This is a genomic window from Tropicimonas sediminicola, from assembly GCF_900188335.1.
Lineage (GTDB): Bacteria > Pseudomonadota > Alphaproteobacteria > Rhodobacterales > Rhodobacteraceae > Tropicimonas > Tropicimonas sediminicola.
The window spans coordinates 36,239-61,303 of sequence record NZ_FZOY01000005.1; the positions used below are offsets into that span (position 1 = coordinate 36,239).

Annotated in this window: 23 protein-coding genes; 14 read left to right on the forward strand and 9 right to left on the reverse strand. The window is 68.1% G+C overall.

What is annotated here, in order from left to right; all coding sequences use genetic code 11:
- The first annotated feature begins 27 nt into the window (after nt 1–27).
- The 5 genes from CHB86_RS13660 to iolB all read left to right on the forward strand — a co-directional run bounded on the left by CHB86_RS13660 (nt 28) and on the right by iolB (nt 6,772).
- Complete coding sequence (locus CHB86_RS13660; RefSeq protein WP_089233630.1) at nt 28–1,935, forward strand: bifunctional 5-dehydro-2-deoxygluconokinase/5-dehydro-2-deoxyphosphogluconate aldolase; 1,908 nt, start codon at nt 28–30, stop codon at nt 1,933–1,935.
- Nucleotides 1,932–3,761 (forward strand): 3D-(3,5/4)-trihydroxycyclohexane-1,2-dione acylhydrolase (decyclizing), encoded by a 1,830-nt coding sequence (iolD, locus tag CHB86_RS13665; RefSeq protein WP_089233631.1) that lies wholly within the window; start codon nt 1,932–1,934, stop codon nt 3,759–3,761. Before CHB86_RS13660 ends, iolD begins: the two co-directional genes overlap by 4 nt.
- Nucleotides 3,761–4,666: a myo-inosose-2 dehydratase gene (iolE, locus tag CHB86_RS13670; protein WP_089233632.1), complete on the forward strand. Its 906-nt coding sequence runs from the start codon at nt 3,761–3,763 to the stop codon at nt 4,664–4,666. Before iolD ends, iolE begins: the two co-directional genes overlap by 1 nt.
- Nucleotides 4,667–4,719: 53 nt before the next feature.
- Nucleotides 4,720–5,901 (forward strand): phytanoyl-CoA dioxygenase family protein, encoded by a 1,182-nt coding sequence (locus tag CHB86_RS13675; RefSeq protein WP_089233919.1) that lies wholly within the window; start codon nt 4,720–4,722, stop codon nt 5,899–5,901.
- A gap of 64 nt (nt 5,902–5,965) precedes the next feature.
- Nucleotides 5,966–6,772, forward strand: a complete 807-nt coding sequence (gene iolB / locus CHB86_RS13680) for a 5-deoxy-glucuronate isomerase (protein WP_089233633.1) — start codon at nt 5,966–5,968, stop codon at nt 6,770–6,772.
- Nucleotides 6,773–6,853: 81 nt separating this feature from the next.
- Here the strand turns inward: iolB and CHB86_RS13685 are convergent, their stop codons facing one another.
- From CHB86_RS13685 to CHB86_RS13705, 5 genes are all read right to left on the reverse strand, one after another.
- Complete coding sequence (locus tag CHB86_RS13685; RefSeq protein WP_089233634.1) at nt 6,854–7,831, reverse strand: TRAP transporter substrate-binding protein; 978 nt, start codon at nt 7,829–7,831, stop codon at nt 6,854–6,856.
- 18 nt (nt 7,832–7,849) lie between these two features.
- Nucleotides 7,850–9,130: a TRAP transporter large permease subunit gene (locus tag CHB86_RS13690; protein ID WP_089233635.1), complete on the reverse strand. Its 1,281-nt coding sequence runs from the start codon at nt 9,128–9,130 to the stop codon at nt 7,850–7,852.
- A complete protein-coding gene (locus CHB86_RS13695) occupies nt 9,127–9,630 on the reverse strand; it encodes a TRAP transporter small permease (protein ID WP_089233636.1) in 504 nt (167 codons plus the stop codon). The genes CHB86_RS13690 and CHB86_RS13695 overlap by 4 nt, the downstream gene beginning before the upstream one ends.
- Nucleotides 9,631–9,959: 329 nt before the next feature.
- Nucleotides 9,960–10,991 carry an L-idonate 5-dehydrogenase gene (locus CHB86_RS13700; protein WP_089233637.1) on the reverse strand — a complete coding sequence of 344 codons (1,032 nt, stop codon included), beginning with the start codon at nt 10,989–10,991 and terminating at the stop codon, nt 9,960–9,962.
- An 8-nt stretch (nt 10,992–10,999) separates the two neighbouring features.
- Nucleotides 11,000–11,947 carry a 2-hydroxyacid dehydrogenase gene (locus CHB86_RS13705; RefSeq protein ID WP_089233638.1) on the reverse strand — a complete coding sequence of 316 codons (948 nt, stop codon included), beginning with the start codon at nt 11,945–11,947 and terminating at the stop codon, nt 11,000–11,002.
- Between the two features lie 90 nt (nt 11,948–12,037).
- Between CHB86_RS13705 and CHB86_RS13710 the strand changes: the two genes are divergently transcribed.
- The 4 genes from CHB86_RS13710 to CHB86_RS13725 all read left to right on the forward strand — a co-directional run bounded on the left by CHB86_RS13710 (nt 12,038) and on the right by CHB86_RS13725 (nt 15,169).
- Nucleotides 12,038–12,811 (forward strand): SDR family oxidoreductase, encoded by a 774-nt coding sequence (locus CHB86_RS13710; RefSeq protein WP_089233639.1) that lies wholly within the window; start codon nt 12,038–12,040, stop codon nt 12,809–12,811.
- A gap of 37 nt (nt 12,812–12,848) precedes the next feature.
- Nucleotides 12,849–13,736, forward strand: coding sequence for an NAD(P)-dependent oxidoreductase (locus CHB86_RS13715; RefSeq protein ID WP_089233640.1), 888 nt, complete (start codon nt 12,849–12,851; stop codon nt 13,734–13,736).
- Nucleotides 13,733–14,065: a putative quinol monooxygenase gene (locus CHB86_RS13720; protein ID WP_089233641.1), complete on the forward strand. Its 333-nt coding sequence runs from the start codon at nt 13,733–13,735 to the stop codon at nt 14,063–14,065. The genes CHB86_RS13715 and CHB86_RS13720 overlap by 4 nt, the downstream gene beginning before the upstream one ends.
- A 90-nt stretch (nt 14,066–14,155) precedes the next feature.
- Nucleotides 14,156–15,169, forward strand: coding sequence for a LacI family DNA-binding transcriptional regulator (locus CHB86_RS13725; RefSeq protein ID WP_089233642.1), 1,014 nt, complete (start codon nt 14,156–14,158; stop codon nt 15,167–15,169).
- Nucleotides 15,170–15,203: 34 nt separating this feature from the next.
- Here the strand turns inward: CHB86_RS13725 and CHB86_RS13730 are convergent, their stop codons facing one another.
- Nucleotides 15,204–15,842, reverse strand: coding sequence for an SGNH/GDSL hydrolase family protein (locus CHB86_RS13730; protein WP_089233920.1), 639 nt, complete (start codon nt 15,840–15,842; stop codon nt 15,204–15,206).
- A 230-nt stretch (nt 15,843–16,072) separates the two neighbouring features.
- Between CHB86_RS13730 and CHB86_RS13735 the strand changes: the two genes are divergently transcribed.
- From CHB86_RS13735 to CHB86_RS13750, 4 genes are all read left to right on the forward strand, one after another.
- Nucleotides 16,073–16,540, forward strand: coding sequence for an ATP-dependent zinc protease family protein (locus CHB86_RS13735; RefSeq protein WP_089233643.1), 468 nt, complete (start codon nt 16,073–16,075; stop codon nt 16,538–16,540).
- Nucleotides 16,537–17,442, forward strand: coding sequence for a 30S ribosomal protein S6--L-glutamate ligase (gene rimK, locus CHB86_RS13740; RefSeq protein ID WP_089233644.1), 906 nt, complete (start codon nt 16,537–16,539; stop codon nt 17,440–17,442). Before CHB86_RS13735 ends, rimK begins: the two co-directional genes overlap by 4 nt.
- On the forward strand, nt 17,442–18,485 hold the full coding sequence (locus CHB86_RS13745) for a succinylglutamate desuccinylase/aspartoacylase family protein (RefSeq protein WP_089233645.1): 1,044 nt from the start codon (nt 17,442–17,444) through the stop codon (nt 18,483–18,485). Before rimK ends, CHB86_RS13745 begins: the two co-directional genes overlap by 1 nt.
- A gap of 234 nt (nt 18,486–18,719) precedes the next feature.
- Complete coding sequence (locus tag CHB86_RS13750; RefSeq protein ID WP_141134898.1) at nt 18,720–18,992, forward strand: hypothetical protein; 273 nt, start codon at nt 18,720–18,722, stop codon at nt 18,990–18,992.
- 201 nt (nt 18,993–19,193) lie between these two features.
- Here CHB86_RS13750 and CHB86_RS13755 read toward each other — a convergent pair whose 3' ends face one another.
- Nucleotides 19,194–19,868, reverse strand: coding sequence for a response regulator (locus CHB86_RS13755; protein WP_089233647.1), 675 nt, complete (start codon nt 19,866–19,868; stop codon nt 19,194–19,196).
- Nucleotides 19,865–21,277: an ATP-binding protein gene (locus tag CHB86_RS13760; RefSeq protein ID WP_176442876.1), complete on the reverse strand. Its 1,413-nt coding sequence runs from the start codon at nt 21,275–21,277 to the stop codon at nt 19,865–19,867. Before CHB86_RS13760 ends, CHB86_RS13755 begins: the two co-directional genes overlap by 4 nt.
- Nucleotides 21,278–21,530: 253 nt before the next feature.
- On the opposite strand from CHB86_RS13760, the gene CHB86_RS13765 reads away from it, so the two are divergent.
- A complete protein-coding gene (locus CHB86_RS13765) occupies nt 21,531–22,670 on the forward strand; it encodes a patatin-like phospholipase family protein (RefSeq protein WP_176442877.1) in 1,140 nt (379 codons plus the stop codon).
- A gap of 25 nt (nt 22,671–22,695) precedes the next feature.
- Here CHB86_RS13765 and CHB86_RS13770 read toward each other — a convergent pair whose 3' ends face one another.
- On the reverse strand, nt 22,696–25,020 hold the full coding sequence (locus tag CHB86_RS13770; RefSeq protein ID WP_089233649.1) for a Tex family protein: 2,325 nt from the start codon (nt 25,018–25,020) through the stop codon (nt 22,696–22,698).
- Between the last annotated feature and the right edge of the window lie 45 nt (nt 25,021–25,065).

A 25,065-nucleotide genomic window follows, 5' to 3' on the forward strand; every position in this document is an offset into this window, starting at 1 on the left:
GACGATCATGCAGGTAGGAGAGGACGCATGAAGGATTTGGACCTGATCACCATCGGGCGCTCGTCGGTCGATCTCTACGGCGCCCAGATCGGCGGGCGGCTGGAGGACATGGGGTCGTTCGACAAGTACATCGGCGGCTCGCCCACCAATATCGCCTGCGGCACCGCGCGGCTCGGGCTGAAATCGGCGGTCATCACCGGCGTCGGCGACGAGCACATGGGGCGGTTCATCCGCGAGCAGCTGGCCCGCGAGGGGGTGAACACCGATGGCGTCAAGACCGACCCGGAGCGCCTGACCGCGCTGGTTCTGCTCGGTATCCGCGACCAGGAGCAGTTCCCGCTGATCTTCTATCGCGAGCACTGCGCCGACATGGGGCTGACGGTGGACGATATCGATCCGGCGTTCATCCGGCGGGCGCGCGCGGTGGTGGCGACGGGCACGCACCTGTCGCATCCCCAGGTCGAGGCGGCGACGATCAAGGCGCTGGAGATCGCCCGCGAGGCCGGGATGCAGACCGCGCTCGATATCGACTACCGGCCCAACCTCTGGGGCGTGGCAGGCCATGGCGAGGGCGAGAGCCGCTTCGTGGAAAGCGACAAGGTCACGGCCAAGCTGCAATCGACGCTGCACCTGTTCGACCTGATCGTCGGCACGGAGGAGGAGTTCCACATCGCAGGCGGCTCCACCGACACGCTGGAAGCCCTGCGCGCGGTGCGCGCCGTTTCGAAGGCGACGCTGGTCTGCAAGCGCGGCGCATTGGGCGCGGTGGCCTTCGAGGGCGAGATCCCCGGCTCGCTGGACGACGGCCAGACCGGCCCCGGCTTTCCGATCGAGGTGTTCAACGTGCTCGGCGCCGGCGACGGATTCATGTCCGGCCTGCTCAAGGGCTGGCTCGACGGCGAGGCTTGGCCGGTGGCGCTGAAATACGCCAATGCCTGCGGCGCCTTTGCGGTCAGCCGCCACGGCTGCACGCCGGCCTATCCGAGCTGGGAGGAGCTGCAGTTCTTCTTCGAACGCGGGATCCGGCGGCCGGACCTGCGCCATGATGCCGAGCTGGAGCAGGTGCACTGGGCCACCAACCGCGCCGGCGACTGGCCGGAGATGCGCGTCTTCGCCTTCGACCATCGCAGCCAGAAGGAGGAGATGGAGGGTGCGACCCCCGAGAAGATCGGACGGTTCAAGGAACTCTGCCTCGAAGCGGCCCTTCAGGTGCGCAATGGCGCGGACGGTTACGGCATCCTCTGCGACGGCCGGCTCGGGCGGGACGCGCTCTACAAGGCCGCCGGGACGGGCCTGTGGATCGGGCGGCCCGTGGAATGGCCGGGCTCGCGCCCGCTGACCCTCGAGCCCCAGATCGGGCCGGATTACGGGAAGCTGAGCGAATGGCCGCGCGACCAGGTCGTAAAATGCCTCTGCTTCTGCCACCCCGATGACGACGCGGACATGTGGGCCGCGCAGGAACAGACGGTCCTGCGCCTGTTCAGCGCGGCACGGCGCAACGGGCTGGAGTTCCTGCTCGAGGTGATCCCCTCGAAATGCGGGCCGGTGGATGCACAGACGACCCCGCGCGTGATCCAGCGCTTCTACGATCTCGGCATCTATCCCGACTGGTGGAAGCTGGAGCCGTTCAAGACGGAGCAGGCCTGGGCGGCGGCGGTCGAGGCGATCGAGCGCAACGATCCGCGCACCCGGGGCATCGTGGTGCTGGGGCTCGACGCACCGCAAAGCGAGCTGGCCGAAAGCTTCGCGCTGGCCGCGCGCCAACCGCTGGTCAAGGGCTTCGCGGTGGGCCGCACCATCTTTGGCAACGCGGCCCGCAACTGGATGGCGGGCAACATCTCCGACGGCGAGGCCGTGGCCGAGATGGCGGAAAGGTATCAACAGCTTTGCGGCGTCTGGGACGCGGCGAGACAGGGCACGAGGGCAGTGGCATGAGCAGAACACTTCGGCTGACCGCGGCGCAGGCGCTGGTCCGCTATCTCGGGGCGCAGATGACCGATGAAGGCGAGCCGTTCATTGCCGGTTGCTGGGCGATCTTCGGCCACGGCAACGTGGCGGGACTCGGCGAGGCGCTCTATCACGCGCAGGACTATCTGCCGACCTTTCGCGGTCACAACGAGCAGACGATGGCCCACGCGGCGATCGCCTATGCCAAGCAGCTGCGCCGCGGGCGGGCGATGGCGGTGACCTCCTCCATCGGACCGGGGGCCACGAACATGGTCACGGCGGCCGCGCTTGCCCATGTGAACCGCCTGCCGGTGCTGCTGCTGCCCGGCGATGTCTTTGCCAACCGTGGGCCGGACCCCGTCCTGCAGCAGATCGAGGATTTCGGCGACGGGACGGTTTCGGCCAACGATTGCTTCAAGCCGGTCAGCCGCTATTTCGACCGTATCACCCGCCCCGAGCAACTGCTGACCGCCCTGCCGCGCGCCTTCCGCACCATGACCGACCCGGCCGAGTGCGGCCCGGTGACCCTGGCCTTCTGCCAGGACGTGCAGGCCGAGGCGTTCGACTATCCCGAGAGCTTCTTCGAGCCGAAGGTCTGGCATCGCCGCCGCATCCGTCCCGACGCGGGCGAACTCGCGCGTGTCGCAGAGCTGTGCCGGGCGGCGCGGCGCCCGGTGATCGTGGCGGGGGGCGGTGTGCATTACGCTGCTGCGACCGAGGCCCTGAGGGCCTTCGCGGAGGCGCACAACATCCCCGTGGCCGAGACGCAGGCCGGCAAGTCGGCGCTGCCCTGGGATCATCCGCTCAACCTCGGCCCCATCGGGGTGACGGGCGGGGAGCCCGCCAACGACGTCTGCGCCGAAGCCGATCTCGTGCTGGGTGTCGGCACGCGGTTCCAGGATTTCACGACCGGCTCCTGGGGGCTCTTTGCCAACCCCGAGCGCCGCATCGTCAGCCTCAACGTCGCGGCCTACGACGCGGCGAAGCACGGGGCGATGCCGCTGCAGGCGGATGCGCTGGTCGGGCTCGAGGAACTGGGCGCGGCGCTCGGTGGCTACCGGGCGGAGGGCTCGGCCGAAGCGCTCAAGTCGGGCTGGTTCGCCAAGGTCGACCCGCTGACCGACGCGCCCGAGGGCAACGCCCTGCCGACGGACATGCAGGTGATCGGCGCCGTGCAGCGCGCGGCCAACGAGAATACCGTGGCGATGTGCGCCGCCGGCACCATGCCGGGCGAGCTGCACAAGCTCTGGAAGGCGGGGCGGCCCGGCTCCTACCATATGGAATACGGGTTCTCCTGCATGGGCTACGAGATCGCCGGCGCCATGGGGATCAAGATGGCGGAGCCGGAGCGGGACGTGATCTGCTTCACCGGAGACGGCACCTACATGATGGCCAATTCCGAGATGGCGACCGCCGCGATGATGGGGATCTCCTTCACCGTCGTCGTGACCGACAACCGCGGATATGGCTGCATCAACCGGCTGCAGATGGGCTGCGGCGGGGCGGAGTTCAACAACCTGCTCGACCACACGATCCACGAGACAGCCTCGGCCATCGACTTCGCCAAACATGCCGAGGCGATGGGGGCGACGAGCGTCAAGGTCGGCTCGATCGCCGAGCTGGAGGAGGCGCTGGCAAGGCGCGGCGGCGTGAAAGGCCCATACGTGATCGTCATCGACACCGATCCCTACCCTTCAACCCCGCATGGCGGAACCTGGTGGGACGTGGGCGTGCCGGAGGTCTCCGAGCGGGCCGAGGTCAACGCGGCGCGAGCCGGCTATGTCGAGAACAGGAAAACCCAGAGGGCAGATTGATGGCTGTGAAGATCGGGATATCGCTCATCGCCTGGCAGAACGACGACCTGCCGGAACTGACCGCGGCCTTCACCACCGAAGGCGCGATGGAGGACGCCGGGCGCATCGGCTACCAGGGCGTCGAACGCGGCCGCCGGATGCCGGCGGATACCGAAGGGCTGCGCGCCTATCTCGACCGTTACGGCGTCGCGCTCTGCGGCGGCTGGTGCTCGGGCAACCTGATGCAGGCGTCTGTGGCCGAGGAGAAGGAGGCGATCCGCCAGCAGGTCGAGCAATTCGCGGCGCTCGATGCCCCCTGCATCGTCTATGCCGAATGCTCCAACACGGTGCAGGGCGAGATCGGCACCCCGGTCAGCCAGCGGCCCAAGCTCGGCCGGGACGACGTGCTGGCCTATGCCGCGAAGCTCTCGGAACTGGCCAGATGGTCCGCCGATCAGGGCGTGGTGCTGAGCTATCATCACCACATGGGCAGCATGATCGAGGACGCGGAGGATATCGACTGGCTGATGGAGGGGAGCGATCCGGCACTGACGCTGCTCTATGACACCGGGCACCTGCATTTCGCCGGCGCGGACCCGCTGGCGGTGCTCGACAAGTGGGGCGACCGCATCCACCACGTCCATTTCAAGGACGTGCGCCAGCCGGTGATCGACCGCATCCGCGCCGAGGATCGCAGCTTCCTCGATGCGGTGGCGGGCGGGGCCTTTACCGTACCGGGGGATCCCGAGGGCAGCATCGACTTCCAGGCGGTGACCGACCGGCTCAAGGCGATGGACTACGCCGGCTGGATCGTCGTCGAGGCCGAGCAGGACCCTGCCAAGGCGCCGCCCTTCGACTACTCGAAATTGGGCTACGAGCACATCGTCTCGATCTGCGGCAGGTCCGGATTGCAGATCGAAGGCTGATTTCGCCGGTCCCGTTCGGGGCCAAAACGCAAGCCATGGCAATGGAGGTTTTCATGGTGGATCGTCCTCTTGGATTTATCGGGTACTTCGGTCGCGAGTCCTGCGATCTTGATGAGTTCAAGGTGCTGACCTCCCAGAACCTCCAGGCCGACGCGGTGCCCCATGCCGCGGCGGTCGAAAAGAACGTGCCGATCTACGACATGGCGCACCTCGCCCCGGTGCTGGAGAACCCGGAGAAACGCCGGGCCCTGCAGGCGGAATGGGCCTGGGTGCTGCGCAGTTCCGCGGGCGTCATCGCGCTCAAGGGCGCCTATGCTGACACCGCGCCGATCGACCGCGCTTCGGACGTGTTCCGGCAGATCATCTCGGACGAGAAGGCGTCCAACGCCGGCAAGGGTGATCACTTTGCCGCCTCGGGGGCCAACGACCGCATCTGGAACTCGTTGCAGAAGCACTGCCTGCGCGATCCGGAGGGGTTCGCGCTCTACTTCGGCAACATTGCCATCGCGGCGGCGGCCGAGGCCTGGCTCGGCCCGAACTACCAGATGACCGCGCAGGTCAACCAGGTGCGGCCCGGCGGCAAGGCGCAGCAGGCGCACCGCGACTACCACCTCGGTTTCCAGAGCGCCGAAAGCGCCGCGCGCTACCCGGCGCATGCCCACGAGGTCACCGCGACGCTGACCCTGCAGGGCGCGGTGGCCCATTGTGACATGCCGATCGAGAGCGGGCCGACCAAGCTCCTGCCGTTCTCGCAGCTCTACGGCCCGGGATACCTCGCCTTCCACGAGGCGGACCACGCGGCCTGGTTCGAGGAAGCCTGTATCCAGCTTCCGCTCTCCAAGGGTGACGCGGTGTTCTTCAACCCGGCGCTGTTCCACGCCGCGGGCGAGAACCGAAGCGCCGACATCGAACGGATGGTCAACCTGCTGCAGGTGTCTTCCGCCTTCGGCCGCGCGATGGAAAGCGTCGACCGCGCAGCCATGTCGACGGCCCTGCTGCCGGTGCTCATCTCGCTCAAACAGGCGGGCCGGCTCTCGGACGGCGAGGTGCAGGCCGCCATCGCCGCGACAGCGGAGGGCTACCCCTTCCCGACCAACCTCGACACGGACCCGCCCATCGGTGGCAACGCACCGGTGAGCCAGGCCGAGCTGCTGGCGCAGGCCGTTGCCGAGGGAAGCACCGCCGAGGCATTCGCCGGCGTGCTGGCCGCCCAGAAAACCCGACAGGCCGCGTGACGCGGCGGGTCGCAACTCCAGCTCCGGCCGGCCATTTTGGCCGGTCGGAATGAAAGGACATCAGATGCCCGATCTCCTCAGAAAACCGTTTGGGTCCCGTGGCAAGGTGCACCAGATCACGCCCGACAGCGCCGGCTGGCGCTATGTCGGCTTCTCGCTCTACCGCCTGAAGGCCGGCGACACGGCGCGCGAGGCGACCGGGGAGCGCGAGGTCATCCTGGTGATGGTCGAGGGCAAGGCCCGGATCCGCGGCGCGGGGCAGGACTGGGGCACCCTCGGCGAGCGGATGAACGTCTTCGAGAAGACCCCGCCGCATTGCCTCTACCTGCCCAACGGCACCGATTGGGAGGCCGAGGCGGAAACCGACTGCGTCCTCGCGGTCTGTTCCGCGCCCGGGATGGGCGGCCACGACGCGCGGCGGATCGGCCCGGACGGCATCACCCTGACCGAGCGCGGCAAGGGAACGAACACCCGGTTCATCAACAACATCGCGATGGAGAACGAGGACTATGCCGACAGCCTGCTGGTGACGGAGGTCTTCACCCCGGCGGGCCATTGGTCGTCCTACCCGAGCCACCGCCACGACGAGGACGATTTTCCCCGGATCACCTATCTGGAGGAAACCTATTACCATCGCCTGAACCCGGCCGACGGCTTCGGCATCCAGCGTGTCTACACAGACGACGGCCAGCTCGACGAAACCATGGCCGTGTCGGATGGCGACGTGGTGCTCGTGCCGCGCGGGCACCACCCCTGCGGCGCACCCTATGGCTTCGAGATGTACTACCTCAACGTGATGGCGGGCCCGCTGCGCAAATGGCGCTTCGTCCCCGCGCCGCCGGTCGAGTGGATCATGGAGCGCGACGCCTGACGGGGGCGCTCTCACCCGACGAAACGATAAAGGGGCAGACCGATGTCTGCCCCTTTGCGTGTTTCGGGATCGGGTGTCGGGTTACTTCGACGCCTCGAGGATGGCGTTGACCAGCGCGTCGCCGTTCTCGTCGATGAAGTTCTGCCACACCGGCTTCACGGCTTCCTGGAAGGCGGCGCTGTCGACGTCGCGGTTCACCTTCATGCCCTCGGCTTCCAGCTCGGCGATCATCTCCTCTTCCTTCTCGATGGACAGCTCGCGCTGCATCGCGACGGCTTCGGCGGCGACCTCGGTGATGATCTTCTGCTCGTCCTCGGAGAGGCCGTTGAACTTGTCGAGGTTCATCACCAGCGCCAGCGGGGCGTAGGCGTGCTGGGTCAGGGTCAGGTAGTCCTGCACCTCGTAGAACTTGAACGACAGCACGACGCCGATCGGGTGATCCTGCGCGTCGACCACGCCGGTCTCCAGCGCGGTGTAGAGCTCGGCCACCGGGATCTGCTGCGGGTTTGCGCCGAGCAGGTCGAACATGTCGTTCAGGGCCTTGGAGTTGTTGACCCGCATCCGCACGCCGTCGAGATCGGCCGGGGTCGTCACCGGGCCGCGGTTGTTGGAGACGTTGCGGTAGCCGTTCTCGGGGTAGCCGAGTCCCTTGAGGCCGAACTGCTCCATGCTGGCCGAGACGCCTTGCCCGACCTCGCCGTCGAGCACCTTGTAGGCGGTCTCGCGGTCCGGGAACATGAAGGGCAGGGTGAAGGCGCCGGCTTCGGGAAGCATGCCGGTGAAGTTGTTCAGGCCGGACATCGCGATGTCGATGATGCCGGACCGGGCACCGTCGATCATCTGGCTGTCGGAGCCGAGCTGGCCATGCGGGAAGATGTTGACCTTGAGCTCGCCGTTGCTGCGGGCCTCGACCTGCTCCTTGAAGAACACCGACAGCGTCTGCTGAAGGTCGGATTCCGGCGCGGCGTGGGCCAGTTTCAGCGTCGTCGCCGCCTGAGCCGTGACGGCCGAGAAGAGAACGGCGGTTGCGAGGCCGGTCGCTGCGAGAAGTCGTTTCATTGGGTTTCCTCCGGTTGATTATCCAATAAGCAGGTTCATCGGAACGATGATGATGCTCGGGAAGGCGACGAACAGCGCCAGGAGCAGCAGGTAGACGAGCAGGAAGGGCAGCAGGCCCTTAACGGCGTGGCTCATCGGCACCTTTCCAACGCCGCAGACCACGTTCAGAACGGTGCCCACGGGCGGCGTGATGAGGCCGATCGACGTGTTGATCACGAAGACGAGGCCGAAGTAGACGGGGTCGATGCCGGCCATCTTCACGATCGGCATGAACAGTGGCACGAGGATCAGGATCGTCGGGCTCAGGTCCATGACCATGCCGACCAGCAGCACGATGATCATGATGGTCGCCATCAGCAGCTTGGGATGGTCGATCAGCGGGCCAAGCATCTCGGCGAGCTGTTGCGGAAGCTGCGCCACGGTGATCAGCCAGGCGGCGACCATGGCCGAGCCCACGAGGAACATCACCATCGAGGTGGAACGCGCGGCGCTTACCAGCACCTGGTAGAACTTGGCCAGCGTCAGCTCGCGGTAGACCAGCGTCGAGACGGCGATGGCGTAGACCGCGGCGACCACGGCGGCCTCGGTCGGGGTAAAGATCCCGAAGCGGATGCCCCCGATGATGATGATCGGCAGGAACAGCGCCCAGATCCCGTCGCGGAAGGCGGCGCGGCGCTCGGCCTTGTCGGCCTTCTTGAACACCTGCACGTCCTCCTTGCGGATGACGATCGACCAGACGATGACCAGCGCCATGCCCATCATCAGGCCGGGCACGATGCCGCCGATGAACAGCTTGGCGATGGAGATGTTGCCGGCAACACCCATGATGATCAGCGGCAGCGACGGCGGGATGACCGGGGCGATGATGCCGCCCGAGGCCATCAGGCCCATCGAGGGCGCCTCGGGATAGCCGGCCTTCTTCATCATCGGGTAGAGGATCGAGACCAGCGCCGCCGCATCCGCGACCGCCGAGCCGGACAGGCCGGCGAGCAGGACCGAGGTGAAGATCGCCACGTAGCCGAGCCCGCCGCGGCGGTGCCCGAGCAGGGCCGAGGCCAGCCGGACGATCCGGGTGGACAGACCGCCCACGGACATCACCTCCCCGGCGACCAGGAAGAACGGAATGGCGAGCAGCGGGAAGCTGTCGACCCCGTTCAGCAGGGACTGCGCGAGGATGTTGGCGCTGAACATGTCCATCTGCACCATGAGCGCCATGGCGCTCAGCAGCAGGGCAAATGCGACCGGAAGCCCGAGCAGGATGCTCCCGAGCAGGACGGTGAGGAACAGGATGAGGGTCATTGTTTGTCCTCGCCTTCCGAAACGGGCGCGTCACGCACGACGTGCTCCAGCGGTCCGAAGATATGGGCGACCGCGACGATGGCCATGAGCGCACCGGAGATGACCCCGGCCAGGTAGAGCAGGCCGGTCGGCAGGCCGGTGAGCTGCGAGATGTTGTGCCAGTTGGCGATGGTCTGCTGGACCGATCCCCAGAACAGCATCCCCGCCGAGACCAGCACGATCAGCCAGATCACCTTGCGGATGTAGGGGACGAGGGCGGGGAACAGGACCTCGGAGAACTCCGACACGGCCAGGTGCTCGCCGCGCCGCAGGACGCCGACGGAGCCGAGCATCACCACCCAGACGAAGCCGAGCCGCGACAGCTCGACCGAGGGGCGCAGGCCCGAGTGGAAGCCGTAGCGCAACACCACGTTGATGAAGACCAGCGCGATCATTGCGGCCATGAGGACCGCCATCACGGTGTCGATGGCCTTCCAGAAGGTTTCGATGAATTTACCCAACGGTCCTCCTCCGTCTTGGATGAGCGATGTCATCCGGCCGTCGCGCTGTCCGGGAGGGGGTGCACGGCTGGCCCGCGATTCTCGCTGTATGGTTGATGGTATCGATACCAAATCAACCCGTCAATATCGCTGTTTCCGGTATCGGCCATGCGGTGAGCGACTGACTGTAACCTGGACAAATAGTGACAACCCATTGAACATAAATTGACAATTGATGCTCGGCCCACGGAGAGACCGATACCTCTCCGGGTGCGTCAAATCATGGCGGTCGGGTTGTATGGAACGCGTGTTCCGACGGCTATGCACCGCCGGAACATTGCGCGTTGGGCTCAGGAGAAGGCGATCTGAGCCTTCATTGCGCAATTTCGGTCGGAGGCGACCTTGAAGGCCTCCTCCGCCGCGTCGAGCCCCACGGTGTGGGTGATCAGCGGTTTCACGTCGATCAGACCGGCCTGCATCAGCTTCACGCCGGTGAAGAACTCGGCATGGAAGCGGAACGAGCCGCGCAGTTCCAGCTCCTTGGCGGTGATCGCCATCATGGGCAGAGACATGTCGCCGCCCAGCCCGAGCTGTGCGATGATCCCGCCCGGGCGCAGCGCCGCGATCCCGGCCGCCAGCGCCGGCGCGGCGCCGGAGCATTCGAACAGCACGTCGAAATAGCCCTTGCCAGCCATGTAGGGCGCAAGCCCGTCCGGATCGGTGCCGGTGTTGACTGTGATGTCCACGCCGTTCTTGCGCGCCATCTCCAACGTGAAATCCGACAGGTCGGTCGCCACGATCTCGGCCGCGCCCGCGCGTCGCGCCGACAGGGCGCAGAGCGTCCCGATCGGGCCGCAGCCGGTGATCAGCACCCGCTTGCCCAGCATCTCGCCGCAGCGGCGCGTGGCGTGCAGCGTCACCGCCAGCGGTTCGGCCATCGCCGCCTCGCCGGGGGTCAGCCCGTCGGCCGGAGCGCATTGCCGGGCATCGGCCACCAGCACCTCGCGGAAGGCGCCCTGGATGTGCGGGAAGGGCATGGCGGAGCCGTAGAACCGCATGTTCTCGCATCGGTTGTGCTGCCCCTCGAGACAGTACTGACAGTGATAGCAGGGCCGCGACGGCGACACGGCGACGAGCTGCCCGACGCGCAGCCCTTCGACCCCCTCGCCGAGCGCGGTGACATGCCCCGCGACCTCGTGGCCGAGGATCATCGGCTCCTTCAGGCGGATCGCGCCGAAGCCGCCGTGGTTGTAGTAATGCAGGTCGGAGCCGCAGACCCCGCCGGCTGCGAGCCGCACCTGGACCTCACCCGGACCGGGGGTGTCGCTGTCGCGTTCCTCGATCCGCAGGTCTTTCGCGGCGTGGATGACGATGGATTTCATGGCGTGCCTCAGAGAACCGGGGTGAGCAGGTCGCGACCTGCGAAATGGGCCGACAGGTTGTCGCGCACGAGCTGGCCCATCGCCTTGCGGGTCTCGACCGTGCCCGAGGCGTGGTGCGGCTGCAGCAGGACGTTGTCGAGCGCCAGGAACCGCGGGTTCAGCGCCGGCTCGCCCTCGAAAACATCGAGCGCGGCCGAGCCGAGCTTGCCGCTTTCCAGCGCGTCCAGCAGGGCCTCCTCGTCGATGTTGGAGGCGCGGGAGATGTTGATGACCATCCCCTCCGGCCCGAGCGCCTCGATCACCTCGCGCGAGACGATGTGCCGCGTCTCGGCCGAGGCCGCCAGCGTCACGAACAGGTAGTCGGAGCGCGCGGCCAGCGCCACCGGATCGGCGATGAACTCCCAGTCCGGCGCATAGTCCTTGGCCGCCACGTCGCTGTAGGCGATCTGCATGTCGAAGCCCGCAAGCCGCCGGGCGACCTCGAAGCCGATCCGGCCAAGGCCCAGCACGCCCGCCCGCATCCCGTGGACGCGGCGGCGCAGCGGGTAGAGCCCCTTGGAGGCCCAGCTTCCGTCGCGCACCCAGGCCTCGGCCCCGACCATGCCGCGCGCCTGGCACAGCATCATCGCAACGCCGAGGTCGGCGACGTCGCGGGTCAGGACGTCGGGGGTATTGGTCACGCGGATTCCGCGCTCCCGGCAGGCGGCCAGGTCGACCGCGTCGTACCCCACGCCGTAGACCGAGATCACCTCGAGGTTCGGGCAGGCCGCGATCATGGCGCGGTCCGCGCCCAGCTCGCCGCGGGTCGCGATGCCGCGAATCGCCGGCCCGACCTCCTCGAGCAGCGCCGCCTTGTCCGGCGCATCGAAGTACCGATGCACGGTAAAGGCCTCGTTCAACGGGATTTCGTCCCATTCCGGATAGGGGCCAACTTGCAGGATTGCCGGGCTTCCCATGATCAGATCTCCAAGCCTTGACATTGAATGGTATCGATACCATAAACAGACCGCGACGGATTTGTCGAGCCACAAACGGGAGCGAGCGTCATGGCGACTGGAACCGAACTCTTTGATCTCAGCGGAAAGACGGCGATGGTGACCGGTTCGTCGCAGGGCATCGGACTCGCGCTCGCCAGGGGGCTGGCGGAGGCCGGAGCCGCCGTGGTGCTGAACGGTCGCGACGTGGCCAAGCTCGCCCGCGCCGCCCAGGACCTGCGCGCCGTCGGCGCCAAGGTCTACGAGCTGCCCTTCGACGCCACCGACCATGCCGCGGTGCGCGCCGCCGTCGACAAGTTCGAGGCCGAGACCGGCCCGATCGACATCCTCGTGAACAACGCCGGGATGCAACACCGCACCGAGCTCGAGAACTTCCCCGAGGACGCTTTCCAGCGGCTGCTGCAGACCAACATCGCCAGCGTCTTCAACGTCGGTCAGGCCGTCGCCCGCCACATGATCGCGCGCGGCCACGGCAAGATCATCAACATCGCCTCGGTGCAGACCGCGCTCGCGCGGCCCGGCATCGCCCCCTACACCGCCACCAAGGGCGCGGTGGGCAACCTGACCAAGGGGATGGCGACCGATTGGGCGAGGCACGGGCTCCAGTGCAACGCCATCGCGCCGGGCTATTTCGACACGCCGCTGAACGCCGCGCTGGTGGCCGATGCCGATTTCAGCGCCTGGCTGGCCAAGCGCACCCCGGCAGGCCGTTGGGGCGAGGTCGAGGAGTTGGTGGGCGCCTGCATCTTCCTTTCCAGCCCCGCGTCGAGTTTCGTCAACGGACACACGCTGTTTGTCGACGGCGGCATCACCGCGTCGCTGTGACCGCGCGGTTCCGGAACAGAACAAGGAGGAGACAGCGATGACCCTGAACGTTGCCCTGATCGGCGCCGGCGCCATGGGAGGCGCCATCGGCACGCGGCTGGTGGAAACCGGCTGCACCCTGACCGTTTTCGATCTCGACCCCGAGAAGGTCGCCGCGCTGACCGACAAGGGCGCCCGCGCCGCCGGATCGGCGGCCGAGGCCGCGGCGGCGAGCGACTATGTCATCACCAGCCTGAACTCGGCCCGGATCGTGGAGCTTGCCGTCTTCGGCGCAGGCGGTGCGGCCGAGGGCGCGAAGCCCGGCGCGCTGATCATCGACATGTCGTCGATCGACCCCGAGTCGACCAAGGCGCTGGCCGCCCGCGCCGCCGAGGCCGGCCTGCGGTGGGTCGACAGCCCGCTCTCCGGCGGCGCTCCCAAGGCGCTGATCGGCGAGCTGACCCTGATGGCCGGCGGCGAGGCGGAGGACGTCGCCGACGCCCACGCGGTGCTGAAGCACGTCTCCAGCAACTACACCCACATGGGTCCCTCCGGCGCCGGCCAGACCACCAAGCTGATCAATCAGGTGCTCTGCGGGCTCGGCTTCCTCGCCATCGCCGAGGCGACCCAGCTCGCCCAGGACGCCGGCGTCGATGCCGAAAAGATCCCGCAGGCGCTCAAGGGCGGCCGTGCCGACAGCGCGCTGCTGCAGGAATACATGCCGCGGTTCGCCACCCGCGACTACCGGCGCACCGGGCGCATCGACAACATGGTCAAGGATCTCAACGGCGCGCAGGATCTCGCCCGCCTGACCAACACCTCGATGCCGCTCACCGCCGTCTGCGCCGAGGTGCACCGGATGCTCACCGCCGCCGGGCTGGGCGGCGAGGATCAGGCCGCGCTTATGGAGTATTTCAAGGGCCCGGACAGGGGGAAACTCTCGTGATCACCCGCTACGCATTGTTCGATGGCACCATCAAGGACGGCAAGACGGACGCCTTCCGCGCCGCCATCCGCGACCGGCTGGTGCCGGTCCTGCGCACCTTCGACGGGGTGCTGGAAGTCTCCATCGCGTTCACCGACGAGCGCGACGACGGCGCCCCGGACCTGCCGCTGATCATGGCGGTCAGCTATCCCGATGTCGAAACGATGCAAGCCGCGCTCTCAAGTCCCAAACGCCAGGCCGCCATCGCAGTCACCGGCGAGATCTTTGCCGAATGTTTCGACGGCCATATCCACCACCACGTCACGCAGCGCACGGCCTTTCCGATCTGATCGCTCGGGAGAGCGGGTGGCCGGGCGCGAAGCTGCCCAAAAGTCGTTCGCTCTCTTGCAGATGGCCGTTTTGACATCCACAAGGAAGTCATGACCCGCAAAGCGACAATGAAGGACGTAGCCAGGGCCGCGGGCGTCGCGCCCATGACGGTTTCGCGCGCCTTCAAGTCCAACGCCTCCGTGAACGCCGAGACCCGCGCCAAGGTGATGGAGGCGGCGGAGGCGCTCGGCTATGTCTTCGACAGCGCGGCCTCGAACCTGCGTTCCCGCAAGTCCGGGTTCGTCGCCGCGATCATCCCCTCGCTGAACAACGCAAACTTCGCCGACACCATCGGTGCGATGTCCAAGGTCCTGGAACGCGAGGGGCTGCAGATCCTGCTGGGCTACACCAGCTACAGCATCGAGGAAGAGGAGCGGCTTATCGAGAAGCTGCTGCGCCGGAGCCCGGAGGCGATCGTCCTGACCGGCGGGCACCACACGGAGCGCGCACGCAAACTGCTCGACAAGGCCACCGTTCCGATCGTCGAAACCTGGGACCTGCCCGAACACCCGATCGAACATGTCGTCGGCTTCTCGAACAGCAAGGCCATGAAGGGGCTGGTGGATCACCTCGTCGACAAGGGCTTCACGAAGATCGCGTTTCTCGGCGGCGACGCTTCCGCCGACCTTCGCGGCCAGGCCCGCCTGATCGGCTTCATCGAGGCGCTCGAGCAGCACGGCCTCGACACCTCGCGCCTGATCGCGGCCGGCCCGGCCCCGGTCGCCATGCGCGAAGGCGCCCTCGCGATGGAGCACCTTCTGAAGGCCTATCCCGACACCGAGGCGGTCGTCTGCGTGTCCGACCTGACCGCCTTCGGTGCGCTGACGGAATGCCAGCGCCGCGGAATCCGGGTGCCGGAAGACATCTCCATCGCCGGTTTCGGCGCCTATGACATCTCGGCCTTCGCGCATCCCACGATCACCACCATCGAGGCCTTCTCCGCCGAGATCGGGCGCAAGACCGGCCAGTTGATCGCTCGTCTGCTGCGGGGGGACGACCCGCCCGAGGGGCCGCAATGCGAAGAGATCAGCCCGCAGCTCGTGGTGCGCCAGTCCACCCCCTAGCTGTGGCCGTGCCCGTCAGGCCGCGAACCGCCGGTCACAGAGCGGCGACAGCCTCGGCGATGGCGCGGCCCAGCTTCCTGTGCGCCGTGGCGTCGAAATGGATTCCGTCCACCTCGCTCGACTCGATGACCGTTCCGGCGTCGAGGAAACCGATGCCCCTGGCCCTCGCAAGGGCCTCGTAGAGCGGCGGCAGCGCCTTCGAAACCTCCGTCGCGCCAAAGAACTCGGCCGCGATCGGGCCGACCTCGCGCACTGGCGGCGGACAGATCAGCAGGATGCGGAACCCGTCGTGGCGGGTCTGCATCTCCTCGCCGAGGGCGATGTCCAGCAGACCGGCCACGCCGGCGGTGACCTTCGCGGGCGTCGCGCCGAAGCGGGTCTTCACGTCGTTGGTGCCGAGCATCAGGGTCATCACGTCGATCGGCCCATGGCTCTGCAGCGCGATCCTGAGCCCGGTGCGGCCGTCCATGAAAGCGCCCATCACCGGGTCCTCGAACTGCGCCGTCCGTCCCGGGAGCCCCTCTTCCACCAGCGTCCAGTCGTCGCCGAGCGCCGCCAGAGCCACTCCCGGCCAGCGGGTCGCCGCGTCGTGCCGGGCCTGGACGCGGGGCAGGGTGATCGGCGGGGTGCCGTGGGTGTTGCTGTCGCCGAAGCAGAGGAGAGTGCGTGTCATGTCGGTCATGCCCGTGAGGTTTCGGGCGCAAGGTGCTGCCGGGCGCGGGGGAAAGCAAGCGGGCATGATATCCGCGCAGCGCGTGGGCATCCGTCATGCGCCATCGCCGGTGACCTTCGGAACGGCGACAAATCAGTTTACTCATCCGCTGCAGGTTGCTAGCGGTCCCGCCAACGGGCGGCACCGTCAGGCCGGGCTGGCCCTTGCTGACCTGACGAGCGGAAAGACCCATGACGACCAGGAAACCAAAGTCGATGATCGGTTGGCGGGAGACGGTCTCGCTGCCGGATCTCGGGCTGATGACCTTTCGCGCCAAGATCGACACCGGCGCGCTGACCACGGCGCTGCACGCCTCCGGGATCTCGCGCATCGAGGTCGGCGGCAAGCCCTGGGTGGAGTTCCTGCCCGACCACGGCAGCCTGGTCGACACCTCCCTCTGCCGCCTGCCGATCCTGCACAGCCGCAAGATCACCAACACCAGCGGCATTCCGGACGAGCGCTATATCGTGGCCACAACGCTCCAGATCGGCGAGCATAGGGCGCGAATCGAGGTGTCTCTTGCTGACCGGACCGACATGACATTCCCGATCATCATCGGGCGCAGCGCCATGCGGCTGATGCGCCTGACGGTGGATCCGGCGCGGTCGTGGCTCCAGTCGCCGCGCATCGCGGATCCAAAGGAAAGACAGGACCAATGAAATTCGCCCTTCTGGCCCAGAACCACACGCTCTATTCGCACCAGCGCCTGAAGGAGGCCGCCGAGGCCCGCGGGCACGAGATGCACATGATCAAGACGCTGCGCTGCTACATGAACATCGCGTCGCGGCGGCCGGAGATCTACTACAACGGCGAGAAGCTTCCGCTCTACGACGCGGTGATCCCGCGGATCGGCGCTTCGGTCACCTTTTACGGGACGGCCGTTCTGCGGCAGTTCGAGATGCAGGGCGTCTACCCGCTGAACGAGAGCGTCGCCATCGGCCGGTCGCGCGACAAGCTGCGCTCGATGCAGCTCCTCGCGCGCGACGGCATCGGCCTGCCGGTCACCACCTTCGCCCACGATCCCAAGCAGACCGACGAGGTGCTGGCTTTGGCCGGCGGCGCGCCGGCGGTGATCAAGCTGCTGGAGGGCACGCAGGGCATCGGCGTGGTTCTGGCCGACACCGACCGCTCCGCCAAGTCGGTGATCGAGGCGTTCCGCGGCGCCAACATCAACATCCTCGTGCAGGAGTTCATCAAGGAAGCCGGCAGCACCGACATCCGCGCCTTCGTGCTCGGCGGCAAGGTGATCGCGGCGATGATGCGCTCCGGTGCCGAGGGCGAGTTCCGCTCGAACCTGCACCGCGGCGGCACCGCCAAGGTGGTGAAGCTCTCGCCCGAGGAACGCGCCACCGCCGTGCGCGCGGCCAAGACCATGGGCCTGCAGGTCTGCGGCGTCGACATGCTGCGCTCCAACCACGGGCCGGTGGTGATGGAGGTCAACTCCTCGCCCGGTCTCGAGGGCATCGAGGAAGCGACCGGCAAGGACATCGCCGGCATGATGATCGAGTTCCTGGAAAAGAACGCCAAGGTCGGTGACACCAAGACCCGGGGCAAGGGCTGATGCCGAGGCGCGCCGATCTGGAGATCGGCGGCGAGCGGATCGCGCCGGGCGAGAGGCGCACCGTCGACCTGCCGGTCAGCGTGCTGTCGGACCACACGCCGGTGACGATGTCGGTCCACGCGATCCACGGCAAGCGCGAGGGTCCGACCGTCTTCGTCAGCGCGGGCGTGCACGGCGACGAGGTGATCGGTGTCGAGATCGTGCGCCGGCTGCTGCGCGCGCCGGTGTTGTCCTCGCTGCGTGGTACGCTGCTGGCGGTGCCGATCGTCAACACCTTCGGCTTTCTCAGCCATTCGCGCTACCTGCCGGACCGGCGCGACCTGAACCGCTGCTTTCCGGGCAGCACCACCGGATCGCTGGCCGCCCGGCTGGCGCGGCTCTTCGTGGACGAGATCCTGAGCCGCAGCGATCTCGGGATCGACCTGCACTCCGCCGCGATCCACCGCACCAACCTGCCGCAGATCCGCGTTTCGCCCGACGACACCCGCGCGCGCGAACTGGCGCGGGAATTCGGTGCGCCGGTGATCCTGACCTCGCCGATCCGCGAGGGCTCGCTGCGCGGTGTCGCGGCCGAACTCGGCGTCAACGTGCTGCTCTACGAGGCGGGCGAGGGGCTGCGGTTCGACGAGATGGGCGTGCGCGCCGGCGTCTCCGGGATCCTGCGGGTGCTGCGCGAGATGGGGATGCTGCCCGCGGGCCGGGTGCCCCGTCCGCGCGCGACGCCGCTCTATTGCGCGCGGAGCAAATGGGTGCGCTCGCCGGCCGGCGGGCTTCTGCGGACCTTCCGGAGCGAGGGCGACGTGGTGACGAAGGACGAGCGCCTCGGCGCGGTCTCCGACCCGTTCGGCGAGAGCGAGGAGGAGATCTTCGCGCTGATGGACGGCATCATCATCGGCCGCGCCATCATGCCCATCGTCAACGAGGGCGACGCGTTGTTCCACATCGCCTCGGTGCGCTCGAACGACGCCGCGGAGACGGCGGTGGACGAGCTGGCCGCCCAGCTCGAGGAAGACCCGCTCTTCGACGAGGACGAAATCATCTGATCGCGCGAGGCCCCTGCCTTGGGCGGGCGCTTTGTGCAGCCACGATGAAGATCGCCGTGGCGCCGCGGTCTCGACTCCCGATCGTGTCCTGAAATCAACATCTTACCTTTTCGCGTTTTTTTTCCGTCTCCCCATCCTCCCTCCACACTCGCCGCCTAGTTTCAGCATCACCGGCAGCGGCGATCTCTGGATTCGCGCCGCCGGCACGCGAACAACGAATACGGAGGAAGGCTCGTGAAGACCCTTACCCAACTTCTTGGCATGCTCGCCCTTGGCGGGGTGATGCTGGCGACGACGGCCTGGATGGCCTCGGCGCAGGGGCAGCCTCCCGGAGGCGGCAACGGCGCGCCGCCCGAAGCCATCGAGGCCTGCGCCGGCAAGGCCGTGGGCGATGCCTGCTCCATGACCAACCCGCGCGACAACCGCTCGGCCAAGGGCAGCTGCATTTCGACACCGGAGAAGCAGCTCGCCTGCCTCCCCGCAGGGGCCCCCGCACCCGGAAACTGATCCGAACGCGCTTTTCTACTCTCTCTGCTGTTCCTGGTTGGCCGGTCTGCGCCCCGTCTCTTCCCCACGTTCAAGGGTGCGCGTGATCTGGCTGACGCCCGGTTCCCGGTTCCGGCCCGCTCTGTCGCCGGTGCATTCCGGGAACCGTGGTAGGCCGGCCTGCGAACCCACTCGTTCTCTCGCAGGTCGGCCGCCCTTTTTTCAATCGTCCAGCGCGTAGCCAACGCCATAGACCGAGCGGATGAGATCCGCCTCGGGCTCGATGCGTTTCATCTTGCTGCGGATGTTCTTGATATGGGTGTCGATGGTGCGGTCGATGACATCGGCATCCTCGGGAAAGGCCAGCTCCAGCAGTTGCGCGCGGGAGAACACCCGACCGGGCCGCTTGTGGAGCACCTCCAGCACCTGGAACTCGCGCCGCGTCAATTCCAGCGGCTTGCCGAACAGCGCAGCCCGCCAGGTGGAGGAATCCATCGTCAGCGGCGGCGTGCCGGGCTCGCCGGTGGGCATGGTCCGCCGCAGCACCGCCTTGATCCGTGCTACCAGCTCGCGGGGCGAGAAGGGCTTGCAGAGGTAATCGTCGGCGCCGATCTCGAGCCCGAGCAGGCGGTCGATCTCCTCCGCGCGGGCGGTCTCCAGGATGATCGGGATGTCGCTCTGGGCCCGGATCTCGCGGCAGATCGCCAGCCCGTCCTTGCCGGGCAGCATGATGTCCAGAACCACCAGGTCCGGCCGGGTGCGCAGGATGGTTTCCACCGCGCCGCGCCCTTCCAGCAGGATCTCGGCCTCCATCCCCTCGCGGCGGATGTAGTCGCAGATGATCTCGGCCAGGTCGGGCTCGTCCTCGACGATCAGGATGCGCGGGCTTTCGTTCATGAGGTTCCTCCGTCAGCGGGCAGCAGGATCTCGATCTGCAGCCCCCCGGATTCGGCTTTCCGGGCGTTGATCTCTCCACCGTGCGCCTCGACGATGGCGGCGCAGATCGACAGGCCCAGTCCGGAACCGCCATGCGCCCGCGACCGCGAGGCCTCGGCCCGGAAGAACCGGTCGAACAGATGCGGCATCGCCTCTTCTGGCGGCGCCGGCGGCGTGTCGGCGACCGTGATCCGGGCCTGCCTCCCGTCTCCCTCGACGATGGCCACCACGCGCCCCGGCGCATCGGTATAGCGCAGCGCGTTGCCAAGAAGGTTGTCGAAGACCTGGCGGATCCGTTGCGAATTGCAGCGCATCAGCACCCCTTCGCCGGCCTCGATCGACAGCTCCAGCCCGGCGGCGGCGAAATCCGGCGCGATCACATCCGCCGCCTCGCGCAGGATCAGCCCGAGGTCCTCGGTGGAGCGGGCCTCGGCAAAGCCGGTCTCGTGTCCGTGGGTCAGGGTACGCAGGTCGCCGATCAGCCGCGTCAGCCGGCCCACGGCGTCGTCCATCGCGCCCAGCGTCCGGGCATCGGCCGTGCGAATACCGTCCTGCAGCGCCTCGATATTCGCCCTCAGCACCGCCAGCGGCGTCTGCAATTCGTGGCTGGTGTCCGACATCCACTGCCGCTGCGCGATCTCGGTGGCCTCGAGGCTCTGCGCGAGCTGGTTGTAATGGTCGATCAGCTTGCCCAGTTCGTCGCGCCGGTCATTGGGGATGCGCGAGGCATAGTCGCCGCTGGCAAGCCGCTTGGCCCCGGTCTCCAGCGCCTGGATCGGCGCGAGGAACTGGCGGGCGACAAGGAGCGCCACCGCCGCCGAGACGGCCAGCGCAACCGAGGCCGCCAGCAGCAGCGAGGTGATCTGACCGCGCAGGAAGAAGGCGTCGGTCTCGGAAAGCACGCCTCCGGGGGCGGCCAGACGGAGCCAGCCGATCGGGGCGGCATCGGCGTCGGCGCCCGGCGCCAGGATCGGCAGCAGCTCGACCTGGGCGGCCCCGACCGGCGCGCCAATGATCAACTGTTGCCGGGCATCGAGCAGCGAGAGACGTTCGGCGAAGGGGGCGGGCGGCCTCGGGCCGCGCGGCGGCGGCTTGGGCATCGCCCGGCCATCCGGGCTGGTCTGGCGCACGACGTAGTCGGTCCAGCGCCGCGGATCGCCCTCGAGCTCCGGCCAGCCGCCGGCCCCGGAATCGTAATCGGCGGCCAGGGTCTCGGCCAGCCCGCCCAGCCGGCTCAGCTCGCCCTTCAGCAGGTAGACCGAGAACCCCTCGCGCATGCCGTAGGCCACCAGCAACGCCATGACCACCACGACCAGCATGGAAGCCAGGCCGATGGCGGCAAAAAGCCTGTAGGTCAGGGACAATCGCATGGGGCCCATATCGCCCATTAGCCCTTTCAATGTGAAGCGAAGATGGAGCGACGGGGAGAAGCCTGCCTTCAACGGTGTGAAATTTCCGTTGCCGGGCTTCCTTCTCGCCCCACATTTGCCTCCCATCCTCCCCTCGGAGAGGGCCCCCGAGGGTGCGCCCGACGCAGAAGAGACCTCGCCGGGGCAGGGCAGGCGGCGCCGACCGGATGGCGTCGCGGTCGCCGGACCGGCACGCAACCGGGATGACGTGCAGATGACCGACACACCCTTGATCCGCCTCGGGCCTGGACGCCGGCAGGTGCTGGCCGGGCTCGCCGGGCTCTGGCTCGCGGGCTGCGCCCAGCCGACCCGCACCGAGCTTTCGACGCGTTCCTTCAACGAGGCCGACCCGCTGTCCGGCTGGCGTGTGCCCGCGAATGCCGGCGCTTCCGTCTGGTCCGAACACCTGCCCGCAGAGACGCTTGCCAGCGGGCCGATGACGCTGGCGATCTCCGGCGGCGGGGAAGACGGCGCCTTCGGGGCCGGCGCGCTCGTGGGATGGTCGCGGACCGGGCATCGGCCGGCGTTCGACGTGGTCACCGGCGTCTCGGTCGGCGCGCTGATCGCGCCTTTCGCCTTTCTCGGCCCGTCCTATGACGACGCACTGCGGCGGATCTTCACCGAGTACGACGCGGACGATTTCATGGCGTTGTCGATCTCCGACGCGGTCTTCGGTTCGGCGCTCTACGACACGGCGGGGCTGCGGAAACTGCTGGAGACCTTCGTTCCCGACAGCCTGATCGACGCGGTTGCGCAGCGGCATGCGGATGGCGCGCGGCTCTTTGTCGTCACCTCCTGCCTGGAGACCTCGCGCGGTCATGCCTGGAACATGGGAAGGATCGCGCAGGCCGGTCACTACGACCTGTTCCGCGGTATCCTGCGGGCCTCCGCCGCGCTGCCGGGCGTGTTTCCGCCCGTCGCGCTGGCAATCCCGGTCGACGGCGGGACCCTGACGGAGACCCATGTCGACGGCGGGGTTCAGATGCAGTTCCTGGCGCTGCCGGCCGCCATCGCGCCGGGACGGGGGCAGACCTATGTGCTGATCAACAACACGCTCACGCCCGCGGCCACCGACGGGGCGCACAGCGCCTTGGGCGTCTCGCAGCAGGCGCTGACCGCGATGATCCGGGCCAATGCGCTCTCCGCGGTGCAGGCCGCGGCACGGCGGGCCCGCGCCAACGGCGTGTCCTTCGCGGTGGCTGCCATCGATCCGGCGAGCGGGATCGTCTACGACCCGTCCAACCGGTTCGACGCGGGTTACATGAACGCGCTTTACCGGCACGGCTACGAGCGCGCGGTCGGGGGCAGCCTGTGGACGCACCCGACCGGCGAGAGCGCGCCCGCGCCGACCTGAGCCGGCGGGGCGGGCCAGAAGGGCGTCAGTCGCGCTTCATCGCATCGAGCAGCGCCGCCCCGAAGGAGCCGGTGCCGCCGTTGCCGGACGTGGCGCCGCCGGACTTGCCGCGCGGCGCCTGGCCCTTCTGCGGCCGGCCGCGGCCGGAGGGACCGCCGGCGGAGCGCTCGGGCCGGTCGCCGCCGCGCTCCGGATCCTTTTTCATCGACAGGCCGATGCGCTTGCGCGCCACGTCGACCTCCATCACCCGCACCTTCACCACGTCGCCGGTCTTCACCACCTCGTGGGGGTCCTTCACGAACCGGTCGGCGAGCTGCGAGATGTGGACAAGACCGTCCTGGTGCACGCCCACATCGACGAAGGCGCCGAAGGCCGCGACGTTGGTCACCGTGCCCTCCAGCAGCATCCCCGGCTTCAGGTCGGTGATCTGCTCCACCCCGTCGGTGAATTTCGCGGTGACGAACTCTGGGCGCGGGTCGCGGCCGGGCTTGGCAAGCTCGGAGAGGATGTCGCGCACCGTGGGCAGGCCGAAGGTCTCGTCGACGAAATCCTCGGCGCGGAGCGTCCGGAGCCGCGCCTCGTCGCCCATCAGGCTGCGCAGGTCGCGCCCGCAGGCGGCGACGATCCGGCGGGTGACCTCGTAGGCCTCGGGGTGCACGGCGGAGGCGTCGAGCGGTTCCTTGCCCTCGCGGATCCGCAGGAAGCCCGCGCATTGCTCGAAGGCGCGCGGCCCAAGGCGGGCGACCTTGAGCAGGTCCTTGCGGGTGTCGAAGGGCCCGTTGGCATCGCGATGCGCGACGATGGATTCCGCGAGCGTCGGCCCGACGCCGGAAACCCGCGCCAGCAGCGGGGCGGAGGCCATGTTGAGATCGACGCCGACCGCGTTCACCGCGTCCTCGACAACCGCGTCGAGCGCCTTGGCGAGGCGGAACTGGTCGACATCGTGCTGGTACTGGCCGACCCCGATGGCCTTGGGCTCGATCTTCACAAGCTCGGCCAGCGGGTCCTGCAGGCGCCGCGCGATGGAGACCGCACCGCGCAGCGACACGTCGAGCCCGGGGAATTCCTTCGCCGCGAGCTCGGAGGCGGAATAGACCGAGGCGCCGGCCTCGGAGACCACGACCTTCATCGGCTTGGGCGCCGGCAGGTCGCCGATCAGCTCGGCCACCATGCGCTCGGTCTCGCGGCTGGCGGTGCCGTTGCCGATGGCGATGAGCTGCACGCCATGCTGGCGGATCAGCCGGGCCAGCGTCGATTGCGCACCGCGCAGGTCGTTCTTGGGCTGAAACGGATAGACCGTGTCGGTGTCGAGCAGCTTGCCGGTGGCGTCGACCACGGCGACCTTGACCCCGGTGCGGATGCCCGGATCGAGCCCCATCGTCGCGCGGTTGCCGGCGGGGGCCGCCAGCAGCAGGTCCTTGAGGTTGCGGGAGAAGACGCGGATCGCCTCCTCCTGCGCCCGCGCGCGCAGCTCACCCTGCAGGTCGAGCAGCATGGTCAGGCTCAGTTTCACCCGCCAGGCCCAGCTCGCCACGCCGCGCAGCCAGGCATCGCCGGGGCCGTCGCCGCGGGTGTCGAGCGCGGCGCAGACCATCGCCTCCACCGCCGGCAGGTCGGCCTCCGGATCGGGCGCGATGTCGAGCCGCAGGATGCCCTCGTTGCTGCCACGGAACATCGCCAGCGCCCGGTGGCTCGGCACGTCGGCCCAGAGTTCGCGATGGTCGAAATAGTCGGAGAACTTGGCGCCCTTCTCCTCCTCGCCCTCGTTCACGCGGGAGGTCAGGTAGGCCCGGGCCTGCATGAACTCGCGCAGGCGGCCCAGCAGGTCGGCATTCTCCGCCAGCGTCTCCACGAGGATGTCGCGCGCGCCGTTGAGCGCCTCCTTGGTGTCGGGCACCTCGTCGGTGATGAAGCCCTGGGCCAGGGTCTCGGGCGGCGTGGCGCGGTCGGCCAGGATGGCGTCGACCAGCCCGCCCAGGCCCCGCTCGCGGGCGATCATCGCGCGGGTGCGCCGCTTCGGCTTGTAGGGCAGGTAGAGGTCTTCCAGCGCGGCCTTGGTGTCGGCGTCGACGAGCCGCTTCTCCAGATCCTCGGTCAGCTTGCCCTGCTCGCGGATCGAATCGAGGATCACCTTCCGCCGCGCTTCCATCTCCGTCAGGTAGGCGAACCGCTCCGACAGGTTGCGCAGCTGGGTGTCGTCCAGCCCGCCGGTGGCCTCCTTGCGGTAGCGCGCGATGAAGGGGACGGTCGCGCCTTCGTTCAGCAACCCGATGGCGGCGGTCACCTGCTCCGGCCGGGCGCCGATTTCGGTTGCGATGCTGCGGGCGATGCGGGGGGTGTCAGCTGTCATGGCGCTCCGGAACTCCGTTGGGAAGCCCGGTTTACAGCCCCCGCC